2 protein-coding genes are annotated in these 2,694 nt (G+C 68.9%); both read right to left on the bottom strand.

Annotation, left to right across the window (positions count from 1 at the left end; all coding sequences use genetic code 11):
- Positions 1-133 precede the first annotated feature (133 nt).
- The gene (locus tag ACY0I8_RS17550; protein WP_461395778.1) at positions 134-1,582 is read right to left on the bottom strand and encodes a sensor histidine kinase; all 1,449 of its coding nucleotides are present in this window, start codon (positions 1,580-1,582) and stop codon (positions 134-136) included.
- Positions 1,579-2,253, bottom strand: a complete 675-nt coding sequence (locus tag ACY0I8_RS17545) for a heavy metal response regulator transcription factor (RefSeq protein ID WP_461395777.1) — start codon at positions 2,251-2,253, stop codon at positions 1,579-1,581. The genes ACY0I8_RS17550 and ACY0I8_RS17545 overlap by 4 nt, the downstream gene beginning before the upstream one ends.
- Positions 2,254-2,694: the final 441 nt, after the last annotated feature.

Here is a 2,694-nt window from a genome sequence, read left to right as displayed (position 1 = left end):
CTAGAATTCCTGAGCGGTTCCGCCCATCCGGCTGAGTGCCGGATGCAGCGTAAGCCGGATGCCGCACTCACGCACGGCCGGAAGCAGGCCCCATGCCCTCGCGAGCTCCTTGCGCGCCTCTATTGGCGCCGGGTTAATAGCTTTCCAGCCTCCTAGCTTCCCAGCCCTCGTCGCTTTCCTTCGCCTCCGGCAGATGCACCAGGAACGTGCTGCCGCTCCCCGGCTGGCTCCGGACCTCGATCCGCCCGCCGTGGACCTCGGCGATCCACCGGCAGATCGCAAGCCCCAGGCCGCTTCCGCCCTGGGCCCGGGAGCGGTGCTTGTCGACCCGGTAGAACCGCTCGAAGATCTTTTCGTGGTGCTCCGGGGGAATCCCGATTCCGGTGTCCTTGACGGCGATCCGCACCCATCCCGGAGCGGAGCGGGCGTGGCTCAGGAAGATCTGCCCCCCTTCCGGGGTGTACTTGATCGCGTTGTCGAGGAGGTTCCACACGAGTTGGCGAAGCCGTAGGGGATCGGCCTCCACCCAGACCCGGGGCCCCCCCGCCCAGTGGAATGCCAGGCCCTTGGCCTCGGCGAGCGGCGCGGCCCGGCCGGCCAGGTCCTCGAGCACCTCGTCCAGGGCCACCGGGGTCCTTTCCACCGGGGCCTCCCCCAGATCCCCCTTGGCCAGCAGCAGGAGATCCTCCACGATCCGTCCCATGCGGTGGATCTCCTCGAGGCTCGAGGCGAGAACCCGCTGGTACTCCTCGGGGGAACGGGGCTGGCGCAGGGCCACCTCGGCCTCCCCCCGGAGCACCGTGAGCGGGGTGCGCAGTTCGTGGCTCGCGTCGGCCGTGAACTCCCGCACCCGGCGAAACGCGTCGCCGAGGCGCCGGAGGAGCCCGTTGATGCTCCGGGCGAGCTCCCTCACTTCCTCGGTGCCCTCGGCCTCGGGAACCCGGGCGCCCAGTTGATCCGCGTCCACCTCCCGCACCGCGGCGATGAGCCCCTCCAGGGGCCGAAGCGCCCTGGCGGCGACCATCCAGCCCCCCCAGAGCACGAGGAAGAGGGAGACCGGGATCCCCACCCCCAGGGCCAGAAGCACCTCCCGGAGGGTCGTGACCACCGCCTCCAGGCTCGTGGCCACCTGCACGACGTTTCGCACCCGGCCGCGGACGACCACCGGGTAGGTGAGCACCCGCAGGGGCGCCGCCGGGTCGGGCACGGTTTCGTACACCATCTCCCCGTGGAGCGCCCGATGAAGGGTTTCGCGGCTGATGGGAAGGTTCCGGAGGAGCAGGTTCTCGCTGCGGGCCCCCACCTTGCCGGAGGGGTCGAGGACCTGGATGAACTGGCCGGCGGCCGGAACCCCGAAGAACTCCTCCAGGAGACGGGAGAAATTCGTGTACCCCGGCCGCAGGAAGTTCCGGACGCTCGATTCGGCCACGACCTCGGCGAGCGCCAGGAGCTTCTGGTCGACGCCCCGGTAGAGGTTCCGGGCGAGGGCCGCGTAGAACCCCACCCCGAACAGGATGAGCACCGAGGCCAAGAGCCCCCCGTACCACAGGGTGAGGCGTCCGCGGAGCGTGCGGGGGGTCAAGGCTCCTCCCGGAGCACGTACCCCACCCCCCGCACCGTGTGGATCAGCTTGGGCTCGAAGCCCTGGTCCACCTTCTTGCGCAGGTAGTTCACGTACACGTCCACCACGTTGGTGTAGGAGTCGAAGGACTGGTCCCAGACGTGCTCGAGGATCATGGTGCGGGTGAGCACCCGGCCGGCGTTTCGCAGGAAGTATTCGAGAAGCGCGAACTCCTTGGCCGTGAGCTCGATGGATCTGCCGGCCCGGGTCACCCGGCGGGCGGCCGGATCCAGCGTGAGGTCCGCCACCTGGAGTACGGGGGAGGTCTGGGGCGTTCCGCGCCGAAGCAGGGCCCGGATCCGGGCGAGGAGTTCGGCGAACGCGAACGGCTTGGTGAGGTAGTCGTCGGCCCCCAGGTCGAGCCCCTTCACCTTGTCGCTCACCGAGTCCCGGGCCGTCAGCACCAGGATCGGCGTGGCGATCCCCTGGCCCCGGAGCTTCTGGATGAACCGAAACCCGTCGAGCCCCGGCAGCATGAGGTCGAGGACGATGAGGTCGTAGGGGTTGAGTTCGGCGAGCTCGAGGCCCTCTTCGCCGTCGGCCGCCACGTCGACGGCGTAGCGCTCCTCCTCGAGCCCCTTGCGGATGAACGAGGCGACCTTGGCCTCGTCTTCCACCACCAGGATGCGCATCGCGGATCCCTCCCTACGGGTGGTCTGGTGTCGTCGGTCTGCCGGTCACCGGCCCCGCAATCCGTCTGGCCCCGGGGGGCCGCATTCCCGCCCGGCCGGAACCAGTCCCCCACCCGCCCCCGGCAATACTTTTGAAGGTATTATTGCTCCGGCGGCCAAATAGGCACGGTTCGGGGCATGGGGCCTGCTGGAGCGCCGGGCGTGGCTCCTACAGTGGCCGGATGCTGCACTCACGCACGGCCGGAAGCAGGCCCCATGCCATGGCGACTTCCTTGCGCGCCTCTATCGGCGCCGGGTTGATACTAATACCTACAAAAGTATTGCCAGATCCCTAGGCGGCGTATCGGCAACTTGGGGCCAGGAAAAACCCCCGAATCTTGTCCGGCATCCGCTGCAACGAGCGCAAGGCGGAGAGGACCCGGGCCTTCAGGTCCTTCTTCG

The organism is Deferrisoma sp. (assembly GCF_054681715.1).
Note: the sequence above shows the minus strand (reverse complement) of the source record. Positions and strands in the feature narration are given on the sequence as shown.

What these genes read in the sequence shown, in the direction of transcription:
- ACY0I8_RS17545 (WP_461395777.1), bottom strand. Translation starts at nt 2,253, where the DNA reads ATGCGCATCCTGGTGGTGGAAGACGAGGCCAAGGTCGCCTCGTTCATC.